Genomic DNA, 1,025 nt, shown 5'->3' on the forward strand with positions numbered 1-1,025 from the left:
ATGTACACCTCGGGCTCGACGGGCCGACCCAAGGGCGTGTTGGTGCCGCATCGCGCGGTCTCGCGCGTGGTGCTGAACAGCGGCTACGGGGTCTTCGACGCGCAGATGCGCATGGCCTTCGCCGCCAACCCGGCCTTCGACGCCAGCACGCTGGAGGTCTGGGCGCCGCTGCTCAACGGCGGCTGCCTGGTCGTGATCGAGCGCGACGAACTGCTGGACGGCGAGCGGCTGTGCCAGGTGTTGCTGGCGCAGCAGGTGGACAGCCTGTGGCTGACCGTGGGGCTGTTCAACCAGCTGGCCGCGGCGCTGGGGCCGGTCTTCCCGAGGCTGCGCCAGCTGCTGGTGGGCGGCGACGCGCTGGATCCGGCCACGGTGGCCGAGGTGCTGGAGCGCACGCCGCCGCAGCGCTTCATCAACGGCTACGGGCCGACGGAAACCACGGTCTTCGCGCTGACGCATGAGGTGAGCCTGGCCGAGGCGCGCGCGGGCCGCATTCCGATCGGCCGGCCCATCGGCAACACCGAGGTGCATCTGCTGGACGCGCGGCTGCGGCTGGTGCCGCGTGGCGCGGTGGGGGAGATCTGCATCGGCGGCCAGGGGCTGGCGCTGGGCTATCTGAACCAGCCGGAGTTGACGGCGCAGGCCTTCGTGGATCACCCGCTGAAGCCGGGACGCAAGCTCTACCGCAGCGGGGACCTGGGGCGCTGGCGCGAGGACGGGACGCTGGAGTTCCTGGGGCGGCGCGACCAGCAGGTCAAGCTGCGGGGCTTCCGGGTGGAGCCTGGGGAGGTGCAGAGCCGGCTGCAGTCGCACCCTGCGGTGGCGCAGGCCGCGGTGGTGGTGGACGCGACGCCGGACGGGCACAAGCGGCTCATTGCCTACTACGAGCAGGAGGAGGGGGAGGCCCCGGCGCCGACGCCGCAGCAGCTGCGCGAGCACCTGGCGGCGCAGCTGCCGGACTACATGGTGCCCAGCGCCTTCGTGCGGCTGGACGCGCTGCCGCTGAACGCGAACGGCAAGCTCGA

General features: G+C 72.3%; 1 protein-coding gene. It reads left to right on the top strand.

The window, feature by feature from the left end:
* Positions 1-1,025 (top strand): AMP-binding protein (locus LZ017_RS21765; RefSeq protein ID WP_241399028.1); only part of this gene is annotated, 1,025 nt, incomplete at both ends.

Origin of the sequence: Pelomonas sp. CA6, assembly GCF_022549225.1 — a bacterium.
In the GTDB taxonomy this organism is placed as follows: domain Bacteria; phylum Pseudomonadota; class Gammaproteobacteria; order Burkholderiales; family Burkholderiaceae_C; genus Roseateles.